The sequence below is a fragment of the Enterobacter cloacae complex sp. P29RS genome (assembly GCF_014893445.1).
Classification (GTDB): domain Bacteria; phylum Pseudomonadota; class Gammaproteobacteria; order Enterobacterales; family Enterobacteriaceae; genus Enterobacter; species Enterobacter intestinihominis.
The window spans coordinates 117709-142553 of the sequence record NZ_JADBPZ010000002.1; the positions used below are offsets into that span (position 1 = coordinate 117709).

Consider the following 24845-nt stretch of genomic DNA (forward strand, 5'->3'; position numbering starts at 1 on the left):
ATTAAGAACTAAACATCGAAGGGGATCACAAGAAGAGATGGTGCATCCGGGAGGATTCGAACCTCCGACCGCTCGGTTCGTAGCCGAGTACTCTATCCAGCTGAGCTACGGATGCATCGGGATTTGCTGCTGTACTTCTCGATACTCATATCACTTCAAAAGCAATATGAATTAAAAAATGGTGCATCCGGGAGGATTCGAACCTCCGACCGCTCGGTTCGTAGCCGAGTACTCTATCCAGCTGAGCTACGGATGCATCGGGATTTACTACTGTACTTCTCGATACTCATATCACTTCAAAAGCAATATGAAGTAATAAATGGTGCATCCGGGAGGATTCGAACCTCCGACCGCTCGGTTCGTAGCCGAGTACTCTATCCAGCTGAGCTACGGATGCATCGGGATTTACTACTGTACTGCTCGATATTCATATCACTTCGAAAGCAATATGAAGTAATAGATGGTGCATCCGGGAGGATTCGAACCTCCGACCGCTCGGTTCGTAGCCGAGTACTCTATCCAGCTGAGCTACGGATGCAAAATGGCGGTGAGGCGGGGATTCGAACCCCGGATGCAGCTTTTGACCGCATACTCCCTTAGCAGGGGAGCGCCTTCAGCCTCTCGGCCACCTCACCACACAACGCCTCTTTCGAGTGCTTCGAGCAACTCGTTAAGAGCTTCTCGTCGCTGCGTGGCGCATATATTACTTTCTGGGACTTATAAGTCAAACAATTTTCCACATGCTTTTTTCGTTTGCACAATTCGCACCCAATTCGCATGTAAAAGCCGCAAAGAGAGTGTTTTATAAGCGGATTTTGCAGGCATCTTCACAGAATTGTGTTGAGAGAAGCGCGTCTTTTGGATGAGATAAGATTATGAGAGTGGTCAAAAACGAAGCGTTTGAAATAGAACGGTAACTTTATGCAGGAAAAATAGCAGGAGGGTTGCGTCTCGCCCGACAGCGAGACGCGACAATATCAGTAACTGGACTGCTGGGATTTTTCAGCCTGGATACGCTGGTAGATCTCTTCACGGTGGACAGATACTTCTTTAGGAGCGTTAACACCAATACGTACCTGGTTACCCTTTACCCCTAAAACTGTCACGGTGACCTCATCCCCAATCATGAGGGTCTCACCAACTCGACGAGTCAGAATCAGCATTCTTTGCTCCTTGAAAGATTAAAAGAGTCGGGTCTCTTGTATCCCGGCATTATCCATCATATAACGCCAAAAAGTAAGCGATGACAAACACGTAAAGTGTAAGCAGTCACGGCATCACATTCTGTTAAACGTAAGTTTAGCCGATATACACAAACTCAACCTGACTTTATCGTTATCGATAGCGCAGTGAGCAAGACGCCATAACGTTACCGCTATGGCGTCTGCTTGTGCTTTGTAGTTATTACAGTTTCGCGCTTACCCAGCTTTCAACGCTGGCTAATGCCGCGGGAAGTGCCGCCGCATCCGTACCACCGGCTTGCGCCATGTCCGGACGACCGCCACCTTTGCCACCCACCTGCTGGGCGACCATGCCAATCAGTTCCCCTGCTTTGACACGATCCGTCACATCCTTAGAGACGCCCGCAATCAGAGAAACCTTACCCTCTGCGACCGTTGCCAGCACGATAACCGTCGAACCAAGCTGGTTCTTCAGATCGTCGACCATGGTACGCAGCATCTTAGGCTCAACGCCCGCCAGATCGCTGACCAGCAGTTTGACGCCCTTAATGTCTACCGCTTTGCTGGAGAGGTTTGCGCTCTCCTGCGCCGCAGCCTGTTCTTTCAGCTGCTGGAGTTCTTTTTCCAACTGACGGGTACGATCCAGCGCGACACGCACTTTTTCGCCCAGGTTCTGACTATCGCCTTTCAGCAGCTGCGCGATCTCGAGCAGCTGGTCGCTCTGCGCATGCAGGCTGGCAATCGCGCCTTCCCCGGTCACCGCCTCAATACGACGCACGCCTGCCGCCGTCCCCGACTCGGAAACGATGCGGAACAAGCCGATGTCACCGGTGCGGGATGCGTGAGTACCGCCACACAGTTCGGTAGAGAAGTCGCCCATGCTCAGCACGCGAACGCGGTCGTCATATTTCTCGCCAAACAGCGCCATCGCACCTTTCTTCTTCGCTGCCTCAAGATCCATGATGTGGGTTTCGATTGGCAGGTTACGGCGGATCTGGGCATTCACCAGGTCTTCCACCGCACGAATTTCAGACGGCTTCATCGCTTCAAAATGCGAGAAGTCGAAACGCAGCACTTTGTCGTTAACCAGAGAACCTTTCTGTGCAACGTGCGTACCCAGCACTTCGCGCAGGGCTGCGTGCATCAGGTGGGTTGCCGAGTGGTTCAGACGGATGCGCGCGCGGCGAGCTTCGTCAACGTTGGCCTGAACGCCCTCGCCCACTTTCAGAGAACCGGAAACCAGTTTGCCCTGGTGACCAATTGCCTGACCGTATTTCTGGGTATCGCTTACGCTGAAGCTGAAGCCATTGCCTTTCAGTTCGCCTTTATCGCCAACCTGGCCGCCGGATTCCGCATAGAACGGTGTTTTATCCAGGATAACAACCGCGTCCTGACCTGCGCTAATGCTGTCTACGGCTTTACCGTCAACAAACAGCGCGGTCACGTTGCTGGTCAGAGCCAGCTCTTCGTAGCCTTTAAATTCAGACGCGCTATCAACGCGAATCATCGCGTTGTAGTCCGCGCCAAAACCGCTGGATTCACGCGCACGACGACGCTGCTCTTCCATTGCGGCTTCAAAGCCTGCTTCGTCAACTTTGATGTTGCGCTCGCGGCAAACGTCCGCCGTCAGGTCAACCGGGAAGCCATAGGTGTCGTACAGGCGGAAAGCGGTTTCGCCATCCAGCGTGTCGCCCTTGAGTTTCGCCAGCTCGTCGTCCAGCAGCGCCAGTCCGCGCTCCAGCGTACGGGCAAACTGCTCTTCTTCGGTTTTCAGAACCTGTTCAACTTGCGCCTGCTGGCGTTTCAGCTCGTCACCGGCAGAGCCCATCACGCCAATCAGTGGCCCAACGAGTTTATAGAAGAAGGTGTCCTTCGCGCCCAGCATGTTGCCATGACGGATCGCACGACGAATGATACGACGCAGCACATAGCCACGGTTTTCATTCGACGGGATAACGCCGTCAGCAATCAGGAACGCACAAGAACGAATATGGTCTGCGATAACGCGCAGTGATTTGTTGTTCAGATCGGTTGCGCCCGTCACTTCGGCAACGGCTTTGATCAGGGTGCTGAACAGGTCAATCTCATAGTTGGAGTTAACGTGTTGCAGAACGGCCGCGATACGCTCAAGACCCATACCGGTATCTACGGACGGTTTTGGCAGCGGCTCCATGGTGCCGTCGGCCTGACGGTTGAACTGCATGAAGACGATGTTCCAGATCTCAATGTAGCGATCGCCATCTTCTTCCGCGCTTCCCGGAGGGCCGCCCCAGATGTGGTCACCATGATCGTAGAAGATCTCGGTGCATGGACCGCAAGGGCCGGTGTCACCCATCTGCCAGAAGTTATCAGACGCGTAAGGCGCGCCTTTGTTGTCACCGATACGGATGATACGTTCGCGAGGGATACCCACTTCTTTTTCCCAGATGTCGAACGCTTCGTCATCGGTCTCATACACGGTCACCCACAGACGCTCTTTCGGCAGATTAAACCAGTTTTCACCGGTCAGCAGTTCCCACGCATATTGAATGGCGTCGTGTTTGAAGTAGTCGCCGAAGCTGAAGTTACCCAGCATTTCGAAGAAAGTGTGGTGGCGCGCGGTGTAACCGACGTTTTCCAGATCGTTGTGTTTACCGCCCGCACGCACGCAACGCTGTGAGGTTGTGGCGCGGGAATAATTACGCTTGTCGAGACCAAGGAACACATCCTTGAACTGGTTCATCCCGGCGTTGGTAAACAGCAGAGTCGGGTCATTGTTCGGTACCAGGGAGCTGCTGGCAACAACCTGGTGTCCCTTACTATGGAAAAAATCGAGAAACGCCTGACGGATCTCAGCGGTGCTCTTGCTCATAATTATCCTGAAATCAAGCTAACGAAATGTCGCAGCAGATCTGTATCTGTAAACAGTTGGACGGACCAGCTACTGGAAAAAGTGGGAATAAGATAAGTTTTCTTTAGTGGGAAGTAAAATCCCGCATGCGTTCAATCGGTAAAATTACGCCAGATATCCTGAATATCTTCCATCAGGAAGCCGCGGTAGAGCAAAAAGCGCTGGATTTTAACTTTTTCTGAAAATTCACGCGGCAGCGGCTCACCGTACTTTCGTACCGCCTGCTCACGCGCCAGTTCGCACCAGTCGATTTCACTTTCGCGCATGGCTTTTTCAATCGATTCACGGGCTACACCTTTCTGGTTCAGCTCCTGGCGGATACGCGCTGGCCCATAGCCTTTACGACCACGGCTGGCAAGAAAGCGAGCGGCAAAACGGCCGTCATCCAGATAGTGATGCTCGTAGCACCAGGCAACCACGCGGTCATAATCTTCCGCGGTGGCATCAATGTCTTCCGGACCGTTTTTGCTCATGACGGGCGCTGACAGTTTCCGCCGCAGCTCCTGTTCACTATGGTCACGCACGGCAAGAATACGCACGGCCCGATCCAGCAAGCGTGAGTAGGCTGGTCGGCGTGATGTCGGTTCACTCATAAAAAACCTGTCGATTCAGAAATGCAAAAAGGGCCGCATCAGCAGCCCTTCATTTTTATCCGAGAGGATTAAAAGTCTTCGTTGGTTTCTTCAGCATCCGCGCCGTCGACCACGAAATCAGGTTTAGAGTCCTGGTTGCTCAGCAGGAGTTCACGCACCTTCTTCTCAATCTCTTTCGCCGCCGCCGGGTTCTCTTTCAGCCAGGAGATAGCATTCGCTTTACCCTGACCAATCTTGTCACCGTTGTAGCTGTACCATGCGCCCGCTTTTTCAATCAGCTTCTCTTTCACGCCCAGGTCAACCAGCTCGCCGAGGAAGTTGATACCTTCGCCGTAGAGGATCTGGAATTCAGCCTGTTTGAACGGTGCTGCGATTTTGTTCTTCACAACCTTCACGCGGGTTTCGCTACCGACGACGTTATCCCCCTCTTTCACCGCGCCGATACGGCGGATATCCAGACGGACAGAAGCGTAGAATTTCAGAGCGTTACCGCCGGTGGTGGTTTCCGGGTTACCGAACATTACACCAATTTTCATACGGATCTGGTTGATAAAGATCAGCAGCGTATTGGACTGCTTCAGGTTACCCGCCAGCTTACGCATCGCCTGGCTCATCATACGTGCCGCGAGGCCCATGTGAGAGTCACCGATTTCACCTTCAATTTCCGCTTTTGGCGTCAGCGCCGCAACGGAGTCGACGATGATCACGTCAACCGCACCTGAGCGCGCCAGCGCGTCACAAATTTCCAGGGCCTGCTCGCCGGTGTCCGGCTGTGAGCACAGCAGGTTGTCGATATCAACGCCCAGTTTACGGGCATAGACCGGGTCCAGCGCGTGCTCGGCATCGATAAACGCACAGGTTTTACCTTCGCGCTGTGCCGCCGCAACAACCTGCAACGTCAGGGTGGTTTTACCCGAGGATTCCGGACCGTAGATTTCTACGATACGGCCCATCGGCAAACCGCCAGCACCCAGTGCGATATCAAGAGAAAGCGAACCAGTGGAGATAGTTTCCACGTCCATGGAACGGTCTTCACCCAGGCGCATGATGGAGCCTTTACCGAATTGCTTTTCGATCTGGCCCAGTGCTGCCGCCAACGCTTTCTGTTTGTTTTCGTCGATAGCCATTATTACTCCTGTCATGCCGGGAGAAGCAACTGCGCTTCACCATGGACTTCTGTTCTGTTGAGGCAATTATACTGTATAGTCATACAGTATCAAGTATTTTGTAGAAATTGTTGCCAGAGCGTTTTTAACGCGTATTCCGTTGCCTGACGACGCACGCTTTCGCGATCGCCGCTGAAGCATTCCCGGCGAGTGATCCCTTCACCTTTTGAGGTGGCAAAGCCAAACCAGACGGTGCCGACAGGCTTCACGTCGCTGCCGCCGTCCGGCCCCGCGATACCGCTGATGGAGATAGCGTAATCTGCGCGCGCCTCTTTCAGCGCGCCAATCGCCATTTCGATCACCACCGGCTCGCTGACCGCGCCATGCTGCTCAAGCGTGGCTTCACGCACGCCAATCATCTGCGCTTTAGCCTCGTTACTGTAGGTCACAAAGCCGCGTTCAAACCAGGCGGAACTGCCAGCAATATCGGTAATTGCTTTCGCCACCCAGCCGCCGGTGCAGGATTCTGCGGTCGTAAGAGTCGCGCCGCGCTGTTTCAGCGCCAGCCCCACCACTTCGCTTAGCTGCATCAATTCATGGTCAGTCATTCTCGCTCCAGGCCTTAGAAAAACATGCAGCACAAGATAGCACTTTCTCATCAAATATGGGGATGCGCGTCGGGTTTTACGAGGGGGCTTCAGAAAAAAGCCGATGCGGGCGCATCGGCCAGAGAGACGCTTATTTCATGCTGTTAGCGAGGGTATCCACATTGTGGCGAAACGCCTTGACGTAGGTGTCCGCCACGCCGCCCTTCGCGGACAGCGCTTCCGGGTAAAGTTCACCGCCCGGCTGGGCGCCCGTGGCGGTCGCAATCTGCTTCACCAGGCGCGGATCAAGCTGGTTTTCCATAAACCAGGTTTTCACACCGTCAGCTTTAATCTGATTGATGATCACCGCTACCTGCGCCGCGCTGGCTTCACTCTCAGACGACAGCCCCTGCGGCGCCATAAACGTCACGCCGTAGGCGCGGCTGAAATAGCCGAAAGCGTCGTGGCTGGTCAGCACTTTGCGCTTCGCCTGTGGGATGTCGCTGAAACGCTTTTTAGCCCAACCGTCCAGCTGAGAGAGATGCGCAATATAGGGTTTACCGGTAGCTTCAAGCGCCGCCGTATCTTCAGGATCGGCCTTCACCAGCCCTGAGAGAATATTTTGCGCATACAGCGCGCCGTTCGCCGCGCTGTTCCACGCGTGCGGATCGGTCACGGTTTTACCGTCCTCTTCCAGCGTGTGCGTTTTCACGCCGTCCGAAGCAACCACCAGCTGGCCTTTGAATCCGGAGGCTTTCACCAGACGATCGAGCCAGCCCTCCAGCCCCAGCCCATTGACCACCACCACGTCAGCTTTACTCAACGCCGCGCTGTCTTTGGGCGAGGGTTCGAAAGTATGGGGATCACCGTCCGGCCCCACCAGCGTCGTCACCTTCACACGATCGCCGCCAACCTGCTGCGTGATGTCTCCCAGGATGGAAAAGCTGGTCACCACATTAAGCGTTTTCGCCATTACGCCGTGCGTCATCATGCCGAGCGCGAGCGCCACGGCTAACCCTGTACGTTTCATCGTTTCCCCTTGCGTTAAAAAAGCGCCCGCAGGCTATCCGCCAGCCTGCTGCGCGTGCCAAATAAAACGGAAATAAAGAACAATGCGCTGGCGGTCAGCACAATGGAGGGCCCGGCGGGCAGACTCACTGCCCAGGAAAGGCTTAAGCCCAGCCACGCGCAAAAAATACCGCTGATACCCGCCATCAGAAGTAACCCTGGCAGGGTGCGCACCCAGCAGCGTGCCGCCACGGCGGGTAACATCATCAGCCCGACGGCCATCAACGTGCCGAGCACCTGAAAACCGGCCACCAGGTTGAGCACCAGCAGCGCCAGAAACAGACCGTGTAACATCCCGGGCAGCCAGCGCGCGTTCACCTGCAACCACGCGGTATCGAACGCTTCGCTGACCAGCCCACGATAAAACATCGCCAGCGTGAGGAGCGTGAACATGCAAACGCCCGTCACGAACAGGGCTGACGCGCTATCCACGGCGAGAATGGAGCCAAACAGAAGATGAAGCAGATCGACATTTGAACCGCGCAGCGACACCAGCGTGACGCCCAGCGCCAGGGAACCCAGGTAAAACCCCGCGAAGCTGGCATCCTCTTTAAGGGGCGTGCGGCGGCTGACCAGCCCGGCCACCAGCGCAACGGCGATCCCGGCAATAAACCCGCCGACAGTCATTGCCAGAAGCGATATACCGCTGAGCAGATAGCCCACCGCGACACCCGGCAAAATGGCATGAGAAAGGGCGTCCCCCATCAGGCTCATCCGACGCAGCTGAAGGAATACCCCCAGCGCCGTGGTGCTGACGGAGAGCGCCAGGCAAACCACAAGTGCACGGCGCATAAAGCCGTACTCAATAAACGGCTGGAAGAATGTATGCCAGATCATGCCACCCTCACCCGCTCGGTTTTCCATTGGGGACTATCAGCGTCCAGACGTAACGTCTGCGGGAAGTGACGTGCTACGCGCTCGCTGTCATGCAGAACCGCCAGCAGGGTCTGCCCCTGCATATACATCTCCAGCATCAGATCCATCAGCACGTTGCAGGTCGCTTCATCGACGCCGGAGAAGGGTTCGTCCAGCATCACCAGCGGTGCCTGCTGCACTAAAACGCGGGCAAACAGCATGCGCTGGAATTGCCCGCCGGAGAGTTCATCGATGGTGGATAACGCCATGGACGCCAGCCCCACGCGCTCAAGCGCGCCGGCAATGCGCATGCGGGTATCCCGACGAAAACTGGCAAATAGCGAGATTTCTGGCCAGCAGCCCATGCTCACCACGTCCTGCACGGTCAGAGGAAATTGCGCCTCCAGCGCGTGACGCTGCGCCAGCCAGCCCACCACCGGACGTCTCCCCTGCCAGCGAAACGTACCGCTGACGGGCGGAAGAAAGCCAGCGAGCGTTTTCAGCAGCGTGGATTTGCCGCAGCCGTTGGCCCCGACGATGGCGGTCATGCTCCCGCGTTCAATCACGCCGGACAGTGCGCGCGTAACGGGCTGGCGATCGTAACCCGCCACCAGGTCGTTCATCACTATCATGGCAACGCCACCGCCCAGCGCACGGCCAGGCCGAGAAACAGAATGAGCACCAGCGCCAGCAGCAGCCGAACCGGGGATGAGAGAGAAAACAGGGACATGGACATCTCAATTCAAAATTATGTTATAACATAACAATAATGAAAGACGATTAAGATGTAAACGGCGGGAGTGAAATGGGAATGTGGCGAAATGTTTCTGCGGGAAACAGGTGCGGGCGGGTGCCCTCACCCCAGCCCTCTCCCACAGGGAGAGGGAGGCATAAGGGGACTTACTGGCTAAACGGTGACGCTGCCGGCACACGCGCCTGAGACACCGCCAGCCCCAGCTGCCACACCGCCATCGCATAGTGCGTGCTGTGGTTGTAGCGGGTAATGGTGTAGAAGTTCGGCAGTCCGAACCAGTACTGATAACCGGTTCCGACATCCAGGCGCAGCAGGCTCACCTGGTCAACATTGCCCAGCGGCTGCGACGGCGTTAAGCCTGCCGCTGCAAGCTGCGCAACGCTGTATTTGGTTTTAAATCCGTTTTCCAGACCAAACGCCTCGCCGTTCGCCTGTACCGCCACCTGGCCGCCCGGCGTCCAGCCGTGCGCTTTGAAGTAGTTGGCCACGCTGCCAATGGCGTCTTCGGGATCCCACAGGTTGATGTGACCATCCCCGTTAAAATCTACCGCGTACTGCTTATAGGAGGACGGCATAAACTGGCCGTAGCCCATCGCACCGGCGAACGACCCTTTCAGATCTAACGGATCGTCCTGTTCGTCTCGCGCCATCAGCAGGAAGGTTTCCAGTTCAGAGGAGAAATACTCGGCGCGGCGCGGGTAGTTGAAGGAGAGCGTCGCCAGCGCATCGAGGATGCGGGTTTTACCCATAATGCGTCCCCAGCGGGTCTCAACCCCAATAATACCGACGATGATCTCCGGCGGCACGCCATAGACCTGCCACGCGCGGTTCAGAGCGTCTTCATACTGATTCCAGAACACCACGCCATTTTGCACGTTGTCCGGGGTAATAAACTGTTTGCGATAGCGCAGCCACGCCCCGTTTGGCCCGGTCGGCACCTGGGCCGTCGGCGCCTGCCTGTCCATCAGGCGCAGCACGTAGTCCAGACGCTTCGCCTGAGACAAAATGGCATGCAGCTGCTGGCGATCAAAACCGTGCTTGCTCACCATTTTATCGATGAACTGTTCGGCCGCAGGGTTATTCGCGAAGTCGCCGCCCATCTGCATCATATTGTGCTGCGGCTCAAGCAGGAACCCGCCGGAAGGCGCGCCCGCCGTTTGTTGAACAGCTTCAGTCCTGGGTTTGCTACTACAGGCGGACAGGAGAATAAGCGCAGGTAACAGCGCTGCATAACGACGCTTGAACATGTGGCATCCATTTAACGAGTTCGGTAAGAACCCAGTATGGTAAAGCATCCGCAACACCTCAAGGAAGCGGTACACACCTCCCCAACGCAAATCCGCGCTTTTTTCCATCGAAAATCATTCGCCCCATCAATTATCTTTCAAATTAATCCATTTTTCTTTCATTGTGAGATCTAATTAACACTTTAAAAGCTTTCAATTTGATTATTATTAGCCCCGAGCAGACAAAAACAAACGCCCTACAGGAGAGAAGAATGATAGAAACCATCACCCACGGCGCCGAGTGGTTCATCGGGCTTTTTCAGAAAGGCGGCGAGGTATTCACCGGCATGGTGACCGGGATCCTGCCCCTGCTGATCAGCCTGCTGGTGATCATGAACGCGCTGATTAACTTTATCGGCCAGCAGCGTATTGAACGCTTCGCCCAGCGCTGCGCCGGAAACCCGCTGTCCCGCTACCTGATCCTGCCCTTCATCGGCACCTTTGTGTTCTGCAACCCGATGACCTTAAGCCTCGGCCGCTTTATGCCAGAGAAGTACAAGCCGAGCTATTACGCCGCCGCCTCCTACAGCTGCCATTCCATGAACGGCCTGTTCCCGCACATCAACCCCGGCGAGCTGTTCGTTTATCTCGGGATCGCCAGCGGCCTTACCACGCTTGGCCTGCCGCTCGGCCCGCTGGCGGTGAGCTACCTGCTGGTCGGTCTGGTCACCAACTTCTTCCGCGGCTGGGTGACGGATCTCACCACCGCCATTTTTGAGAAAAAAATGGGCATCCAGCTTGAACAGAAAGTCCATCTTTCAGGAGCCACAGCATGAACCGGATCCGCATTGAGAAAGGCACGGGCGGCTGGGGCGGCCCGCTGGAGTTCGACGCCACCGAAGGCAAAAAGATTGTGTACATCACCGCGGGCACGCGCCCGGCGATCGTCGACAGGCTGCACGAGCTGACGGGCTGGGAAGCGGTCGACGGCTTCAAGGAAGGGGAACCGCCGGAAGCGGAAATCGGCGTGGCGGTGATCGACTGCGGCGGCACGCTGCGCTGCGGCATCTATCCGAAGCGCCGCATTCCGACGGTAAATATTCACTCCACTGGGAAATCCGGCCCGCTGGCGCAGTACATCCTTGAGGATATTTATGTCTCTGGGGTGAAGGAGGACAACATCACGCTGGTGAATGGCACATCCGCGCCGCAAAAAGCGGCCCCGCGCGAGTACGACACCAGCAAAAAAATCACCGAGCAGAGCGATGGCCTGCTGGCGAAGGTCGGGATGGGGATGGGGTCCGCCGTGGCGGTGCTGTTCCAGTCCGGGCGCGACACCATTGACACGGTGCTGAAAACCATTCTGCCGTTTATGGCGTTCGTCTCGGCGCTGATCGGTATCATCATGGCCTCCGGCCTCGGCGACTGGATTGCCCACGGCCTCGCCCCGCTCGCCAGCCACCCGCTCGGCCTGGTGACGCTGGCGCTGATCTGCTCCTTCCCGCTGCTGTCGCCGTTTCTCGGCCCGGGCGCGGTGATTGCCCAGGTCATCGGCGTGCTGATTGGCGTACAGATTGGTCTGGGCAACATTCCCCCGCACCTCGCTCTGCCAGCCCTTTTTGCCATTAACGCTCAGGCGGCGTGCGACTTCATCCCCGTCGGGCTGTCGCTGGCCGAAGCACGTCAGGACACCGTGCGCGTGGGCGTCCCCTCCGTGCTGGTGAGCCGCTTCCTGACGGGCGCGCCCACGGTGCTGATTGCCTGGTTTGTCTCCGGCTTTATTTATCAATAAGAGGTTCCTGCCATGACCGTGATTTACCAGACCACCATTACCCGCATCGGCCAGAGCGCGGCCGATGCGCTGAGCGACCAGATGCTGATCACCTTCCGCGAAGGGGCGCCTGCGGATATCGAAGAGTTTTGCTTTATCCACTGCCACGGCGAGCTAAACGGCGAGCTGAAGGCCGGGAGCCAGCTTGAGCTGGGCGAGGCGCGCTATGCCGTGACCGCCGTCGGCGACGTCGCTGAACAAAACCTGCGCGAGCTGGGGCACATCACCCTGCGTTTTGACGGGCAGCCGCAGGCGGAGTATCCCGGCACGGTTCACGTTGAGGGGCCGGTTCCGCAGGCTGTCACACCAGGCTGTACGTTAAAATTTGTTGCGTAATTAAGGAGAAACACATGAGTCAGGTTGCCGTTGTCATTGGTGGGGGACAAACCTTAGGCGAGTTCCTCTGCCGTGGGCTTGCCGCAGAGGGTTACCGCGTGGCGGTTGTGGACATTCAGAGTGAAAAAGCCGCCCGTGTGGCGGACGCCATCAACACCGAGTTTGGCGAAGGGATGGCGTACGGATTTGGTGCCGACGCCACCAGCGAGCAGAGCGTGATGGCGCTGGCCCGCGGCGTAGATGAGATATTTGGGCGTATCGACCTGCTGGTCTACAGCGCGGGGATCGCGAAAGCGGCCTTTATCAGCGATTTCGAACTGGGGGATTTTGACCGCTCGTTGCAGGTGAATCTGGTGGGCTATTTCCTCTGCGCCCGTGAGTTTTCCCGGCTGATGATCCGCGATGGTATTCAGGGGCGCATCATTCAGATCAACTCGAAATCCGGGAAAGTGGGCAGCAAGCACAACTCCGGCTACAGCGCGGCGAAGTTTGGCGGCGTGGGGCTGACGCAGTCTCTGGCGCTGGATCTGGCCGAATACGGCATCACCGTTCACTCGCTGATGCTGGGTAACCTGTTGAAATCGCCGATGTTCCAGTCCCTGCTGCCGCAGTACGCCTCCAAGCTCGGCATCAAAGCTGAAGAAGTGGAGCAGTACTACATCGACAAAGTGCCGCTCAAGCGCGGGTGTGATTATCAGGACGTGCTGAACATGCTGCTGTTTTACGCCAGCCCGAAAGCCTCGTACTGCACCGGGCAGTCGATTAACGTCACCGGTGGGCAGGTGATGTTCTGAGTTTAATCCCCGGTGGCGCTGCACTTACCGGGGCTACAACCCCCGTAGGCCGGGTAAGGCGCAGCCGCCACCCGGCAATTAAGGAGCCGATATGGTAACCGCATTAATCACCTTCGCCGCCCTCGCCTGGATCTGCCAGATGGCGTTTGGCGGCTGGCAAATCCATCAGTTTAACCGCGCCTTTGACGCCCTGTGCCAGAAAGGCCGTGTGGGCGTCGGGCGTTCCGGCGGACGCTTCAAACCGCGGGTTGTCGTCGCTGTTGCGCTGGATGAAAACAATAAGGTCTGCGATTCCCTCATCATGCGCGGCATGACCGTCTTTGCCCGCCCGGTGAAAATCCAGGCGATCAACGGCATGTTGCTGCATGAATTACAACCTGATGTGATCTTCCCCCATGATTCACTCTGTCAGAATGCACTATCATTAGCGCTTAATCTGAAACATGGATAATTTCGTTGTGAAAGTTATAAACTTGCGGAATTATCATTTCGCAACGTAAGGAACGAAGCGCCTATGAAACCACGTCAGCGGCAGGCGGCCATACTTGAGCATCTGCAAAAGCAGGGAAAGTGCTCGGTAGAGGATCTGGCCCACTACTTTGACACCACCGGCACGACAATACGCAAGGACCTGGTGTTGCTCGAAAACTCCGGCGCCGTCATTCGTACCTACGGCGGCGTGGTGCTCAATAAAGACGAAGCCGACCCGCCTATCGATCACAAGACGCTGATTAATACGCACCAGAAAGCGCTGATTGCCGAAGCTGCGGTCAAATTTATCCAGGACGGCGATTCCATCATCCTCGACGCTGGCAGTACCGTCCTACAGATGATCCCGCTGCTCAGCCGCTTTAATAACATCACCGTGATGACCAACAGCCTGCACATCGTCAATGCCCTGTCAGAGTTCGACAGCGAGCAGACCATCCTGATGCCCGGTGGCACCTTCCGTAAAAAATCCGCGTCGTTTCACGGGCAGCTGGCGGAGAATGCCTTCGACCACTTCAGCTTCGATAAGCTGTTTATGGGCACGGACGGCATCGACCTCAACGCGGGCGTGACCACCTTCAACGAGGTGTTCAGCGTCAGCAAAGCGATGTGCAACGCCGCGCGGGAAGTGATTTTGATGGCGGACTCGTCGAAGTTTGGCCGTAAAAGCCCCAACATTGTCTGTAGCCTTGAAAGCGTCGATAAGCTGATTACCGACGCAGGTATCGATCCGGCATTTAAAAAAGCGCTGGAAGCGAAGGGCATCGACGTGATCGTAACCGGAGAGAAAAATGAGTGATTTTCTGTTAAACGCAGGCCGCCAGACTCTGCTGCTGGAGCTACAGGAAGCCAGCCGCCTGCCGGAGCGTCTGGGTGAGGATTTTGTTCGTGCAGCCAACACCATTATCCACTGCGAGGGCAAAGTGATCGTGGCGGGTATCGGTAAATCCGGTCATATCGGCAAGAAGATTGCCGCGACGCTTGCCAGCACCGGCACACCGGCGTTCTTCGTGCATCCTGCCGAAGCGCTGCACGGCGATCTGGGGATGATCGAAAGCCGCGACGTGATGCTGTTTATCTCCTACTCCGGTTCAGCCAAAGAGCTGGATCTCATCATCCCTCGCCTGCAAGAAAAATCGGTAGCCCTGTTAGCGATGACCGGCAAATCCCGTTCGCCGCTGGCGCTGGCCGCGAAAGCAACGCTGGATATTTCCGTTGAGCGCGAAGCCTGCCCGATGCACCTGGCACCGACCTCCAGCACCGTCAACACGCTGATGATGGGCGACGCGCTGGCGATGGCGGTGATGCAGGCGCGCGGTTTTAATGAGGAAGATTTCGCCCGTTCCCATCCTGCTGGCGCGCTTGGGGCACGTCTGCTCAACAAGGTTCACCACCTGATGCGCACGGACGATGCCATTCCTCAGGTCAAACTCGACACCAGCGTGATGGACGCCATGCTGGAGCTGAGCCGCACCGGGCTGGGGCTGGTTGCGGTATGCGACAACGACCGCCAGGTGAAGGGCGTCTTCACCGACGGCGACCTGCGCCGCTGGCTGGTGGGCGGCGGCAAGCTGGAGGCGCGGGTATCCGAAGCAATGACCCGGGGCGGGCTGACGCTTAATGCCGACAGCCGCGCCATTGAAGCCAAAGAGGTGCTGATGAAGCGCAAAATCACCGCTGCGCCGGTGGTGGACGAGCACGGCAGGCTGTGCGGCGCGATCAACCTGCAAGACTTCTACCAGGCGGGGATTATTTAACCCTTAAGCCCCAGACGTTTCGCCAGCCTGTGAAGGTTGGCGACGTCCATCTCCAGCGCCCGCGCGCATGCCGCCCAGCTGCGGTTATTCTGCTCCAGGGCGCGGGTGATCATCTGACGCTGGAACGCATCCGTCGCCTCGCGCAGGTTTTCGTTCACGCTCTCAGTTATCACTGGCTTCACGGACGGCGTCGTTTCCTCATGCAGCGCGAAATGGCGCGCATGAATAACCACTTCATCCCCCGAACGCGTAGCCCGCGCCAGCACCACCGCGCGGTGAATCGCATGTTCCAGTTCACGCACGTTACCCGGCCAGCCGTAGCTCAGCAGGTGCGTCCTCGCGCCGGGGCTTAGCACCACGCGGGAAAGCCCCATTTTGAGCCGACACTGTTCGCAGAAAAAGCCCGCCAGCAGCACCACATCATCGCCCCGCTCGCGCAGCGGCGGCACCGTGAGCGGGAACACGCTCAGACGGTGGAACAGATCGGCGCGGAAATTCCCCGCCAGCACCTCTTCGCGCAGATCGCGGTTCGTCGCCGCCAGCACGCGCACATCCACGCGTAAGCTGCGATCGTCACCCACGCGTTGAATATCGCCATACTGCAACACCCGCAGCAGTTTGGCCTGGAGCGAAAGGGAGAGTTCGCCAATTTCATCGAGGAACAGCGTGCCGTTATCAGCCATTTCGAACTTGCCGCTGCGGTTGCTGATCGCCCCGGTAAAGGCTCCTTTGACGTGTCCGAACAGCTCGCTTTCCGCCACGCTTTCCGGCAGCGCCGCGCAGTTGAGATACACCAGCGGGTTCACCGCACGGGGCGAGGCTTCGTGGATCGCTTTCGCCACCAGCTCTTTACCGGTGCCGGTCTCCCCGAAGATCAGCACGTTCAAATCAGACGCGGCGACAATCTCAATCTCTTTTTTAAGCTGCGCCATGCCCGGCGAAAGGCCAATCATTTCGGTGTGCGCCACCTGCTCAAACGCCGTCGGGCTACCCGGAAGAATATTCTGGCTCTCCAGCTGTTCTATCAGCAGGGCGTTGTTCAGCGCCCCGGCCGCCAGCGCGGCAATCAGCCGTAGCTCTTCGTCGCTGAAGGTATCGAACTGATCCGGCGACATGCCGTCGAGGGTTAACGCGCCAATCAGGTTCTGCCCGGCAAACAGCGGCAGGCCGATACAGGCGTGAACCTTCAGGCTCTCCTGGCCGGGGATCAGGCCGTCGTACGGATCGGGCAGATCGCTGTCTGCCGGGAAACGCACCACGTCACCCGCGCGGGCGATGGTTTCCAGACGCGGGTGACCCTCCAGGGTAAAGCGCCGCCCGAGTACGTCCTTCGCCAGACCGTCGATAGCCAGCGGAATAAACTGCCGCCCTTCGTAACGCAGCAGCGCCGAGGCATCGCAATCCAGCACGTGGCGCAACGTGGAGATCAGCCGCTGAAAGCGGTCCTGATGACCAATACCGGTTTGTAGTTCTATGGCGATCTTCGCCAGCACATCTACGGAAAAGCTCATCTCTGCCTCACTGTCATTTTGACAACACATAGTGTCATATTGACAATTTTTAAGATAGTCAAAATGACTACCCATTAGGGAGAATCAAAACACAAATATATTATTTTCAATAAGTTAAAAAACTGGCACGCAACTTGATATATGACAGTCATCTTATTTGAAAACGCCGTATTAAGTTGAGGTTGCTATGTCTATTCTGGTTAAAAATAACATTCATTGGGTGGGTCAACGTGACTGGGAAGTACGTGATTTTCACGGGACGGAATACAAAACGCTGCGCGGCAGCAGCTACAACAGCTACCTCATTCGCGAAGGTAAAAACGTCCTGATCGATACCGTCGATCACAAATTCAGCCGCGAGTTCGTGCAGAACCTGCGCAGCGAAATCGATTTGAATGACATCGACTACATCATCATCAACCACGCGGAAGAGGATCACGCCGGGGCGCTGACCGAGCTGATGTCCCACATCCCGGATACCCCGATCTACTGCACCACCAACGCCATTGACTCCATCAACGGCCACCACCACCATCCAGAGTGGAACTTCCACACTGTAAAAACCGGCGACACGCTGGATATCGGCAACGGCAAACAGCTGATCTTCGTGGAAACCCCAATGCTGCACTGGCCGGACAGCATGATGACCTACATGACCGGTGACGCGGTGCTGTTCAGTAACGACGCCTTCGGCCAGCACTACTGCGACGAACGTCTGTTCAACGACGAAGTGGATCAGACCGAGCTGTTCGAACAGTGCCAGCGCTACTACGCCAACATCCTGACGCCGTTCAGCCGTCTGGTCACGCCAAAAATCACCGAGATCCTCGGCTTCAACCTGCCGGTGGATATGATTGCCACCTCCCACGGCGTGGTATGGCGTGAAAATCCAACCCAGATCGTCGAGCTGTACCTGAAGTGGGCGGCGGACTATCAGGAAGACCGCATCACCATCTTCTACGACACCATGTCCAACAACACCCGCATGATGGCGGACGCCATTGCCCAGGGCATCAACGAAGTGGACCCGAACGTGGCAGTGAAAATCTTCAACGTGGCGCGCAGCGATAAGAATGAGGTATTGACCAACGTCTTCCGCTCCAAAGGCGTGCTGGTGGGTACCTCCACCATGAATAACGTGATGATGCCGAAAATTGCCGGACTGGTGGAAGAGATGACCGGCCTGCGCTTCCGTAACAAACGCGCCAGCGCCTTTGGTTCACACGGCTGGAGCGGCGGCGCGGTAGACCGTCTCTCCACCCGTTTACAGGATGCCGGTTTTGAGATGTCCCTGAGCCTGAAGGCGAAATGGCGTCCGGATCTCGACGCGCTGGAAATCTGTCGCCAGCACGGTCGCGACATTGCCCGCCAGTGGGCGCTTGCGCCGCTGCCGGAAACCGCACCCGCCGCGGCTGCTGCGCCGGAAGCCGTAGCAGAAGCCGCTCCTGCCGCTGCCGACCTCGGCCCCTGCATGCAGTGCAGCGTCTGCCAGTGGATTTACGATCCTGAGCTTGGCGAGCCGTTGCAGGATGTCGCGCCGGGTACACCGTGGAGCGAGGTGCCGGACAACTTCCTCTGCCCGGAATGTTCCCTCGGAAAAGACGTCTTTGATGAACTGGCAACGGAGGCAAAATGAGCCACGGCATCGTCATTATCGGCTCGGGCTTTGCCGCCCGCCAGCTGGTGAAAAATATCCGCAAACAGGATGCTAACGTGCCGTTGACGGTGATCGCCGCCGACAGCATGGATGAGTACAACAAGCCTGATTTAAGCCACGTCATTAGCCAAAATCAGCGCGCCGACGATCTCACCCGCCAGACGGCGGGGGAGTTTGCAGAACAATTTAATCTGCGTCTGTTTCCGTACACCTGGGTCACCGATATCGACGCCGACGCCCACGTGGTGAACGCGAAAGATAAAACCTGGCAGTACGACAAGCTAGTGCTGGCGACGGGGGCATCTGCGTTTGTGCCGCCGGTTGAGGGCCGCGAGTTGATGGTCACGCTCAACAGTCAGCAGGAGTATCAGGCCAGCGAGACCCTGTTACGCGACGCCATGCGGGTGATGATTGTCGGCGGCGGGCTGATTGGCACCGAGCTGGCGATGGACTTCTGCCGGGCGGGAAAATCCGTCACCCTGGTTGACCACGCGGCCAGCATTCTGTCAGCGCTGATGCCGGCAGAAGTAAGCAGTCGCTTACAGCATCGTCTGACCGACATGGGCGTGCATCTGCTGCTGAAATCGCAGTTGCAGAGCCTGAGCAAAACCGAAACCGGCATTTGTGCGACGCTCGACCACAACCGCAGGGTGGAAGTGGATGTGGTTATTGCGGCGACGGGGCTGCGCCCGGAAACCGCGCTGGCGCACCGCGCAGGCGCAGAGATCAATCGCGGCGTGAAGGTAGACAGCTACCTGCAAACCACCCAGCCGGACATTTATGCCCTGGGCGACTGCGCGGAAATTAACGGCCAGGTGCTGCCGTTCCTGCAACCGATTCAGTTAAGCGCCATGTTCCTGGCGAAAAACCTGCTCGGCGGCAACGCCCCGGTGAGATTACCCGCCATGCTGGTGAAGGTAAAAACGCCAGAACTACCGCTGCATCTCGCAGGTGAAACGCAGCGTCAGGATCTGGACTGGGAGATTGTCCTTTCGCCTCAGGGCATGGTGGCGCGCGGCACCGATACTGTCGGTCAGATGCGCGCCTTTGTGGTCAGCGAAGACAGAATGAAGGAGGCCTTCGCGCTGCTGAAATCGTTACCTGCTTGACCCTCGTCATGCCGGGTGGCGCTCCGCTTACCCGGCCTACTTAACACCATAACGGCAAACCTTGTAGGCCCGCGCAAGCGTAGCGCCGCCGGGCAAAACAGGGCTGCGTGGTTCAGGACCGCACCACCAGCGCGTCATAACCGCGCCAGCGGTAGTTCGCCATTGAGATCAGCCAGCAGGCGACAAACAGCCCGACCACCACAAACCCGGCGTCGCCCAGGTTATCGTTCACCGCGCCAATCATATCCCACACGCCGCCGCTGAGGGCGAACTTGTCCATCAGCAGACCCAGCGCTTCCAGCCCGCCGATAAACAGCGCCACCACCACCGAAGTGCCGGTGATGGTCATGTTGTAGTACAGCTTGCGCTGCGGCTTGTTGAATGCCCAGCCGTAGGCACCCACCATCAGCAGGTTATCGAGCGTATCCACCAGCGCCATGCCGCTGGCGAAGAGCGCCGGGAAGATCATGATCGACCACACCGACATCCCGCTGGAGGCGCTGGCGGCGGAGATCCCCAGTACGCCGATTTCGGTGGCCGTGTCAAAGCCGAGGCCAAACAGGAAGCCCACCAGATACATCTGCCAGCTTTTATTGACGAGGCGGAAGGTTTTGCCGAACAGCCAGTTCATGACGCCACCCTGGGCAGGCAGCGTGATGTCGCCCTGCACGGGCCTGCCGTGTTTCAGTGCCTGAAAACTGCGCCAGACGCCGCGCAGGATCACCATATTCACCAGCGCCATCGCCAGCAGGAAGGTGGCGGAGACGGCGGTGCCAATCAGGCTGCCGGTTTCGTGGAACCATTCCATATTTTTCTGAAACGCCGTGGCGGTGGCGGCGATGGCAATGGAGGCCAGCACCACGATGGTGGAGTGTCCGAGGGAAAACCATGCGCCCACGCCGGACGGGCGCTTGCCCTGCTGCATCATCTTACGCGTCACGGTATCAATCGCGGCGATATGGTCGGCATCCACCGCATGACGCAGTCCGTAACACCAGGCCAGCAGGCTGGCCGCCATCAGCGCCGTACTGCCGCTAAAGGTGTGCCACGCCAGCCCCCAGGCCAGCAGGTTAGCCATCACCAGAGCCAGCAGCAGGCACGCTGCACGAGGTTCATTGCGTAAAAGTCGTAACATTTTAAATCCTTTGTGAACATGATCGGGCGGCAGCAACCACCGCCTGCCCGAAGGAGATCGCTCCGTCGCCTGCGGGCAGGCGCGAAGGAAAAAGAAGCGTGAAATCAGAAAGGTAATGACGAAGGCGCGCGCGTAGCAGGCGGTTGTGAAGGACACCTCCGCTGAAGCACACCGTAGAGATCGACCGTCGGCGGGCATGCGTTGCCGCCAGTTCGCTCAGCCCTTTTGCCAGCGCATCATGAAAGGCCCAGGCGCGCTCGCCGGGCTCCGCCCGCCAGGCCAGCCACTGCTGCCAGAACAGCGCAAGGTTATCCGTCTTGAGCGTCACCGGATGATCAACCCCTGCACAGCGTTCGGCCAGCGCCTCCAGCCGGCACGCGGCTTCGCCCTCATAGCGTTGCGTTTCAATGCCCAGCGCACAGGCCACGGCGTCGAACAGACGACCACAGGAGGAGGCCCGCGGCGCATTGATACCGCGCGACACTGCCGTTGCCAGCAGCGGCCAGTTTTGACGCTGTACCGCCTCTGTTTCCGGGTACTGCTGCCAGTCAGGTACGAACGCCAGACAGTGGGCGAGCAAATTGCGCCACGGCTGTTTTGCCGCCAGATCGCCCCCCGGCAGCGCAACGGCTGGCAGACCGCCCAGCCGTTCGCAGTCGCGATAGTTCACCCGCAGGCACTCGCCGCCCCACAGCGCGCCGTTCTCACCCATACCGATCCCATCCAGCGTCAGGGCAATAACATCCCCGCCGTCGAGCGGCCAGCCATTCTCCGCCAGACACGCTGCCGCATGCGCATGATGATGCAGCACGGTCTCAACGGGCAGCGCCTGCGCCCGGGCCCACTGTCGGGCGTGATATCCCGGATGGGCATCGCACACCACGCGCTCTGGCTGGAAGGCGTAGATGTCCTGCATCGTCGAGAGCGCACTGCGCCACTGCGCCTCTACGCCCTCGTCGCTCAGATCGCCAAAATGCTGGCTCAGCACCGCCTGGTTGCCACGTACCAGGCAGAAGGTATTTTTCATCTCCGCGCCGGTGCATAACATGGGCGGGATGTCGCGGAATCCGGCGGGCAATGTGATGGCATCCGGCACAAAACCGCGTGCGCGACGCAGCATCGTGCCCTCCCGATCCATTACTGAATCATCCATCCGTTGAAGAATATCGCGGTTGTGCAGCAGGAAGCCGTCAGCGACGTCACTGAGTTCTTCCAGCGCCTGCTGGTTGCTTATGGCGGGTGGATGGCCGCTGAGGTTGCCGGAGGTCATCACCAGCGGGCGCTGGCAGTCCAACATCAGCAAATGCTGGAGCGGGTTCGCAGGCAACATCACGCCAATTGTATTCAGCCCCGGCGCAATCTCCTCAGGAAACGCAGGAAGGCAGGCTTTTGGCGTCAGCACAATCGGCGCAGCGGGTGAACCTAACAGCGTCTGGATGGCCTCCGGCAGATCGTTCGCATGCGGGATCATCACCGCCAGCGGCTTGGTCGGGCGCTGCTTGCGTGCCCGCAATTTCCGAATCGCCTGTGGGTTAAGCGCGTCGCAGACCAGGTGAAATCCGCCCAGCCCTTTGACCGCCACAATCCCGCCGTTTTTCAATCTCTCCACCGCCGCGCTTAACGCCGATTCGCGGGTGGTGGCAGCATCCCCGGCTTGCCACTCCAGCTGCGGCCCGCAGTCCGGGCAGGCCACCGGCTGGGCGTGAAAACGCCGGTCAGCCGGGTTGCGGTACTCCGTTTCACAGGGCACACAGAGCGGGAAAGGCGCCATTGACGTGGCCGGGCGGTCATAGGGCATGGCGCGGATAATGGTAAACCGCGGCCCGCAGTGGGTGCAGTTGATAAACGGGTAGCGATAACGGCGCTCGCGCGGATCGCGCATCTCCGCCAGGCACGCGGGACAGGTGGCGGCATCCGGGACGATTTGCGTGTCCATCGCCCCGCTCTCGCTGTGGCGGATGACAAACTCGTCCGGCAGCGTATTCCAGCTGTACGGCTGCGTTTCAACGCGATCGATGCGCGCCAGCGGTGGGCAGTCCTGGCGCAGTCTCGCGGTAAAGTCACCCCCACTACCCGCGAGACGCACCAGGACACCCTCTCCGTCGTTGCACACGTCGCCCGCCAGCCCCAGCTGGTGTGCAAGCTGCCAGACGAAGGGACGGAATCCTACCCCCTGCACCTTGCCGCGCACCCGAAGCTGTACGCCGTTAACGCGCATTGCAGCTTAAAACAGCAGCGATGACGAGGTGTCGAACGCCGCACGGCGGCGTTTTTCGGCACTCATCTGTTCGAGCTTGTCGCGATCGACGCAGACCAGCGCATGCGTCGGACAGGCTTCCATACACGCCGGACCGGCGTCGCGGTGGTAGCAGAGGTCACATTTATTGGCTTCGGCTTTCTCCGCGCGCACACTCAGCCCGATACCGCTGTTGCGCACCACCGGGCGAACGACCACCTCCATCGCGCCATACGGACACGCCACCACACAGGTTTTGCACCCGATGCAGCGCTCCTGCATCACATGCACGAAGCCTTTCTCGCGCTTAATCGCCCCGTTCGGACAGACGTTGGCGCACGGCGCGTCTTCGCACTGGCGACAGATAGCGGCGGTGGAAATATTCACGCCTTTAATGACGTGGATGCGCGGCAGGAAGGTGTCGGGGGTCAGGGAGGCGCAATCCTGCTCCGCCTGATGGGACACCACGCACGCCACTTCACAGGTACGGCAACCAATGCATTTGCTGGCATCGGCCATAATAAAACGGTTCATCTGCTTCTCCGGCATAACTGTTATGCGCGAAGCTATTCATAAACCGTGCCAATATTTAACACATTGATTTTAAAGCGAAATAAAAAATAAGAGGATCTGTCATCGTCATTTGTGACGATGACAGATGTCGACGTCAGCGATGCGGGCCGTCAATGACGGAGCCGCGCAGGATAAGCTCGCCGGAAAAAGTTTGCTGAGGCTTAAACTCACCGCCGTCAAGCATGAAGATCAGGCGGCTGATGGTCTCCTGGATCATCTCCGTTACCGGAATACGCACGCTGGAGAGGGACGGCACGATATAGGGCGCGATTGCCACGTCGTCAAAGCCGATGACGGACACCGCGCCCGGCGTGGCGACGCCGCTCTCGTGCAACTGCCTGATGGCGCCAATCGCCATATCGTCGTTACTCGCCACAAGGGCGGTAAACGTTTCGCCGCGGGTGAGCAGCTGAGAGACCGCCGCCGCGCCGCTGGCCGGGCTCCACTTCCCTTCGGCGATCAGCGCGTCACGCAGGGCAATGCCGTGCTGCGCCAGCGCGTCCTTGTATCCGGAAAGACGCTCCACGCCGGTGGGGGAATCCAGCGAACCGGTGATAAACGCAATCTCCCGGTGGCCTTTCGCGATCAACTGCGATACTGCGTCCTGACACGACGCTTTATGATTGGACCAGACGCTGTGGCTGCTGTTTTTCCGCAAACGGCGGTTGAGCACCATAATCGGCTGCTCGCATTTCTCAATAATTTCGTCCAGCGCTTCCACGCTCAGAAAACGCGGGTAGATGATCACCGCGTCGCAGCGCATGTCGAGCAGGTACTGGATCGCCTCGCGCTCCTCTTCGGCGCTGTGCTTGCCGTCCGCCAGGATCAGCTGACGCCCCTTCTCTTCCGTCATCCGCGCGGCGTTAAACAGCAGCTCGCTAAAGTAGACCCCATGGTACAGGGTGTTTGTCACCACCAGCCCCAGGGTCTGGGTGCGTTTGGTCGCCAGGTTTCGCGCCAGCAGATTGGGGCGATACCCGCTCTCTTCGATGGCCTGAAACACGCGGTCTTTCGTCTCCTGGCTGACGTAACCGTTCCCCGACAGCACCCGGGAGACCGTCGCTTTCGACACGCCTGCCCGCTTCGCCACTTCCAGCATCGTGGTCATAGTGTTATTCCATTCAAAACCGATGAGCCGCAGTGTACTTCACCGCAGA

General features: G+C 58.1%; 23 protein-coding genes and 5 tRNA genes. 9 read left to right on the plus strand and 19 right to left on the minus strand.

Annotated features, from left to right (window positions below; all coding sequences use genetic code 11):
• Nucleotides 1–38: 38 nt before the first annotated feature.
• The 14 genes from IM282_RS02110 to mltB form a co-directional block, all read right to left on the minus strand.
• Nucleotides 39–115: transfer RNA gene (locus IM282_RS02110), tRNA-Arg, on the minus strand.
• A 64-nt stretch (nt 116–179) separates the two neighbouring features.
• Nucleotides 180–256, minus strand: a tRNA-Arg gene (locus IM282_RS02115).
• A 64-nt stretch (nt 257–320) separates the two neighbouring features.
• A tRNA-Arg gene (locus tag IM282_RS02120) sits at nt 321–397 on the minus strand.
• 64 nt (nt 398–461) lie between these two features.
• A tRNA-Arg gene (locus tag IM282_RS02125) sits at nt 462–538 on the minus strand.
• A gap of 4 nt (nt 539–542) precedes the next feature.
• Nucleotides 543–635: transfer RNA gene (locus IM282_RS02130), tRNA-Ser, on the minus strand.
• A gap of 342 nt (nt 636–977) precedes the next feature.
• Entirely contained in the window at nt 978–1163 is a 186-nt protein-coding gene (gene csrA / locus IM282_RS02135) for a carbon storage regulator CsrA (protein WP_000906486.1), read from the minus strand.
• Nucleotides 1164–1404: 241 nt separating this feature from the next.
• Complete coding sequence (alaS, locus tag IM282_RS02140; RefSeq protein ID WP_192970067.1) at nt 1405–4032, minus strand: alanine--tRNA ligase; 2628 nt, start codon at nt 4030–4032, stop codon at nt 1405–1407.
• Nucleotides 4033–4163: 131 nt separating this feature from the next.
• Nucleotides 4164–4664, minus strand: a complete 501-nt coding sequence (gene recX / locus IM282_RS02145) for a recombination regulator RecX (protein WP_017382782.1) — start codon at nt 4662–4664, stop codon at nt 4164–4166.
• A gap of 68 nt (nt 4665–4732) precedes the next feature.
• Nucleotides 4733–5791, minus strand: a complete 1059-nt coding sequence (gene recA, locus IM282_RS02150) for a recombinase RecA (RefSeq protein ID WP_022649140.1) — start codon at nt 5789–5791, stop codon at nt 4733–4735.
• Nucleotides 5792–5880: 89 nt separating this feature from the next.
• Complete coding sequence (gene pncC / locus IM282_RS02155; protein WP_003862172.1) at nt 5881–6378, minus strand: nicotinamide-nucleotide amidase; 498 nt, start codon at nt 6376–6378, stop codon at nt 5881–5883.
• A 130-nt stretch (nt 6379–6508) separates the two neighbouring features.
• A complete protein-coding gene (locus IM282_RS02160) occupies nt 6509–7387 on the minus strand; it encodes a metal ABC transporter substrate-binding protein (RefSeq protein ID WP_192970068.1) in 879 nt (292 codons plus the stop codon).
• 14 nt (nt 7388–7401) lie between these two features.
• Complete coding sequence (locus IM282_RS02165) at nt 7402–8262, minus strand: metal ABC transporter permease (protein ID WP_192970069.1); 861 nt, start codon at nt 8260–8262, stop codon at nt 7402–7404.
• The gene (locus tag IM282_RS02170) at nt 8259–8912 is read right to left on the minus strand and encodes a metal ABC transporter ATP-binding protein (protein WP_192970070.1); all 654 of its coding nucleotides are present in this window, start codon (nt 8910–8912) and stop codon (nt 8259–8261) included. The genes IM282_RS02165 and IM282_RS02170 overlap by 4 nt, the downstream gene beginning before the upstream one ends.
• A gap of 268 nt (nt 8913–9180) precedes the next feature.
• Entirely contained in the window at nt 9181–10281 is a 1101-nt protein-coding gene (mltB, locus tag IM282_RS02175) for a lytic murein transglycosylase B (protein ID WP_022649145.1), read from the minus strand.
• Nucleotides 10282–10532: 251 nt separating this feature from the next.
• Here mltB and srlA point away from each other — a divergent pair, with 251 nt between their 5' ends.
• From srlA to gutQ, 7 genes are all read left to right on the plus strand, one after another.
• Entirely contained in the window at nt 10533–11096 is a 564-nt protein-coding gene (gene srlA, locus IM282_RS02180; protein ID WP_003862164.1) for a PTS glucitol/sorbitol transporter subunit IIC, read from the plus strand.
• The gene (locus IM282_RS02185; RefSeq protein ID WP_022649146.1) at nt 11093–12052 is read left to right on the plus strand and encodes a PTS glucitol/sorbitol transporter subunit IIB; all 960 of its coding nucleotides are present in this window, start codon (nt 11093–11095) and stop codon (nt 12050–12052) included. Before srlA ends, IM282_RS02185 begins: the two co-directional genes overlap by 4 nt.
• 12 nt (nt 12053–12064) lie before the next feature.
• The gene (gene srlB / locus IM282_RS02190; RefSeq protein WP_022649147.1) at nt 12065–12427 is read left to right on the plus strand and encodes a PTS glucitol/sorbitol transporter subunit IIA; all 363 of its coding nucleotides are present in this window, start codon (nt 12065–12067) and stop codon (nt 12425–12427) included.
• Between the two features lie 14 nt (nt 12428–12441).
• On the plus strand, nt 12442–13221 hold the full coding sequence (gene srlD, locus IM282_RS02195; protein ID WP_023298456.1) for a sorbitol-6-phosphate dehydrogenase: 780 nt from the start codon (nt 12442–12444) through the stop codon (nt 13219–13221).
• A 91-nt stretch (nt 13222–13312) separates the two neighbouring features.
• Nucleotides 13313–13672 carry a transcriptional regulator GutM gene (gutM, locus tag IM282_RS02200; protein ID WP_069596895.1) on the plus strand — a complete coding sequence of 120 codons (360 nt, stop codon included), beginning with the start codon at nt 13313–13315 and terminating at the stop codon, nt 13670–13672.
• Nucleotides 13673–13735: 63 nt separating this feature from the next.
• Nucleotides 13736–14509, plus strand: coding sequence for a DNA-binding transcriptional repressor (locus IM282_RS02205; RefSeq protein WP_015571676.1), 774 nt, complete (start codon nt 13736–13738; stop codon nt 14507–14509).
• Nucleotides 14502–15467, plus strand: coding sequence for an arabinose-5-phosphate isomerase GutQ (gene gutQ / locus IM282_RS02210; protein WP_023298458.1), 966 nt, complete (start codon nt 14502–14504; stop codon nt 15465–15467). The genes IM282_RS02205 and gutQ overlap by 8 nt, the downstream gene beginning before the upstream one ends.
• On the opposite strand, the gene norR is transcribed toward gutQ, so the two are convergent.
• On the minus strand, nt 15464–16978 hold the full coding sequence (gene norR / locus IM282_RS02215) for a nitric oxide reductase transcriptional regulator NorR (RefSeq protein WP_192970071.1): 1515 nt from the start codon (nt 16976–16978) through the stop codon (nt 15464–15466). The two genes, gutQ and norR, sit on opposite strands and share 4 nt — an antisense overlap.
• Before the next feature lie 187 nt (nt 16979–17165).
• Here norR and norV point away from each other — a divergent pair, with 187 nt between their 5' ends.
• Both norV and norW read left to right on the plus strand, forming a co-directional pair.
• Nucleotides 17166–18614 carry an anaerobic nitric oxide reductase flavorubredoxin gene (norV, locus tag IM282_RS02220; protein WP_022649152.1) on the plus strand — a complete coding sequence of 483 codons (1449 nt, stop codon included), beginning with the start codon at nt 17166–17168 and terminating at the stop codon, nt 18612–18614.
• Nucleotides 18611–19744 (plus strand): NADH:flavorubredoxin reductase NorW, encoded by a 1134-nt coding sequence (norW, locus tag IM282_RS02225; RefSeq protein ID WP_192970072.1) that lies wholly within the window; start codon nt 18611–18613, stop codon nt 19742–19744. Before norV ends, norW begins: the two co-directional genes overlap by 4 nt.
• Before the next feature lie 112 nt (nt 19745–19856).
• Here the strand turns inward: norW and IM282_RS02230 are convergent, their stop codons facing one another.
• The 4 genes from IM282_RS02230 to IM282_RS02245 all read right to left on the minus strand — a co-directional run bounded on the left by IM282_RS02230 (nt 19857) and on the right by IM282_RS02245 (nt 24796).
• Nucleotides 19857–20879 (minus strand): HoxN/HupN/NixA family nickel/cobalt transporter, encoded by a 1023-nt coding sequence (locus IM282_RS02230; protein WP_126502707.1) that lies wholly within the window; start codon nt 20877–20879, stop codon nt 19857–19859.
• A gap of 1 nt (nt 20880) precedes the next feature.
• Entirely contained in the window at nt 20881–23097 is a 2217-nt protein-coding gene (gene hypF / locus IM282_RS02235) for a carbamoyltransferase HypF (RefSeq protein WP_192970073.1), read from the minus strand.
• Nucleotides 23098–23103: 6 nt separating this feature from the next.
• The gene (hydN, locus tag IM282_RS02240; protein ID WP_017382793.1) at nt 23104–23649 is read right to left on the minus strand and encodes an electron transport protein HydN; all 546 of its coding nucleotides are present in this window, start codon (nt 23647–23649) and stop codon (nt 23104–23106) included.
• 133 nt (nt 23650–23782) lie between these two features.
• Nucleotides 23783–24796: a LacI family DNA-binding transcriptional regulator gene (locus tag IM282_RS02245; RefSeq protein ID WP_022649156.1), complete on the minus strand. Its 1014-nt coding sequence runs from the start codon at nt 24794–24796 to the stop codon at nt 23783–23785.
• Nucleotides 24797–24845 lie beyond the last annotated feature (49 nt).

Coding starts and splice junctions, on each gene's coding strand:
- csrA (WP_000906486.1), bottom strand. CDS start 1,163: ATGCTGATTCTGACTCGTCGAGTTGGTGAGACCCTCATGATTGGGGAT.
- alaS (WP_192970067.1), bottom strand. CDS start 4,032: ATGAGCAAGAGCACCGCTGAGATCCGTCAGGCGTTTCTCGATTTTTTC.
- recX (WP_017382782.1), bottom strand. CDS start 4,664: ATGAGTGAACCGACATCACGCCGACCAGCCTACTCACGCTTGCTGGAT.
- recA (WP_022649140.1), bottom strand. CDS start 5,791: ATGGCTATCGACGAAAACAAACAGAAAGCGTTGGCGGCAGCACTGGGC.
- pncC (WP_003862172.1), bottom strand. CDS start 6,378: ATGACTGACCATGAATTGATGCAGCTAAGCGAAGTGGTGGGGCTGGCG.
- IM282_RS02160 (WP_192970068.1), bottom strand. CDS start 7,387: ATGAAACGTACAGGGTTAGCCGTGGCGCTCGCGCTCGGCATGATGACG.
- IM282_RS02165 (WP_192970069.1), bottom strand. CDS start 8,262: ATGATCTGGCATACATTCTTCCAGCCGTTTATTGAGTACGGCTTTATG.
- IM282_RS02170 (WP_192970070.1), bottom strand. CDS start 8,912: ATGATAGTGATGAACGACCTGGTGGCGGGTTACGATCGCCAGCCCGTT.
- mltB (WP_022649145.1), bottom strand. CDS start 10,281: ATGTTCAAGCGTCGTTATGCAGCGCTGTTACCTGCGCTTATTCTCCTG.
- srlA (WP_003862164.1), top strand. CDS start 10,533: ATGATAGAAACCATCACCCACGGCGCCGAGTGGTTCATCGGGCTTTTT.
- IM282_RS02185 (WP_022649146.1), top strand. CDS start 11,093: ATGAACCGGATCCGCATTGAGAAAGGCACGGGCGGCTGGGGCGGCCCG.
- srlB (WP_022649147.1), top strand. CDS start 12,065: ATGACCGTGATTTACCAGACCACCATTACCCGCATCGGCCAGAGCGCG.
- srlD (WP_023298456.1), top strand. CDS start 12,442: ATGAGTCAGGTTGCCGTTGTCATTGGTGGGGGACAAACCTTAGGCGAG.
- gutM (WP_069596895.1), top strand. CDS start 13,313: ATGGTAACCGCATTAATCACCTTCGCCGCCCTCGCCTGGATCTGCCAG.
- IM282_RS02205 (WP_015571676.1), top strand. CDS start 13,736: ATGAAACCACGTCAGCGGCAGGCGGCCATACTTGAGCATCTGCAAAAG.
- gutQ (WP_023298458.1), top strand. CDS start 14,502: ATGAGTGATTTTCTGTTAAACGCAGGCCGCCAGACTCTGCTGCTGGAG.
- norR (WP_192970071.1), bottom strand. CDS start 16,978: ATGAGCTTTTCCGTAGATGTGCTGGCGAAGATCGCCATAGAACTACAA.
- norV (WP_022649152.1), top strand. CDS start 17,166: ATGTCTATTCTGGTTAAAAATAACATTCATTGGGTGGGTCAACGTGAC.
- norW (WP_192970072.1), top strand. CDS start 18,611: ATGAGCCACGGCATCGTCATTATCGGCTCGGGCTTTGCCGCCCGCCAG.
- IM282_RS02230 (WP_126502707.1), bottom strand. CDS start 20,879: ATGTTACGACTTTTACGCAATGAACCTCGTGCAGCGTGCCTGCTGCTG.
- hypF (WP_192970073.1), bottom strand. CDS start 23,097: ATGCGCGTTAACGGCGTACAGCTTCGGGTGCGCGGCAAGGTGCAGGGG.
- hydN (WP_017382793.1), bottom strand. CDS start 23,649: ATGAACCGTTTTATTATGGCCGATGCCAGCAAATGCATTGGTTGCCGT.
- IM282_RS02245 (WP_022649156.1), bottom strand. CDS start 24,796: ATGACCACGATGCTGGAAGTGGCGAAGCGGGCAGGCGTGTCGAAAGCG.